This is a genomic window from Rhizobium sp. SVR5-9E, assembly GCF_056755095.1.
Genome location: NZ_JBNDHS010000546.1, coordinates 1 through 253 on the forward strand (window position 1 = coordinate 1; position 253 = coordinate 253).

The 253-nt window shown below is 61.3% G+C and carries 1 protein-coding gene; it reads left to right on the forward strand.

What is annotated here, in order from left to right; all coding sequences use genetic code 11:
* Window positions 1–242: UPF0262 family protein (locus ACPYOJ_RS36000; protein ID WP_481420481.1), on the forward strand; the 242-nt coding region annotated here is incomplete at its 5' end.
* Between the last annotated feature and the right edge of the window lie 11 nt (window positions 243–253).

Sequence of the window (253 nt, forward strand, 5' to 3'; positions counted from 1 at the left end):
TCCTGTCGCTGACACCGTTCCGCCGCATCGTGAAGGATTACTTCATGATCTGCGAGAGCTACTACGAGGCGATACGCTCCTCCACGCCCAGTCGCATCGAGGCGATCGACATGGGCCGGCGCGGCATCCACAACGAAGGCTCCCGGACGCTGATGGACCGGCTGAACGGCAAGATCGTCATGGATTTCGACACAGCCCGCCGGCTCTTTACGCTTGTCTGCGTGCTCTATTGGCGCGGGTGACTGTCATGGGG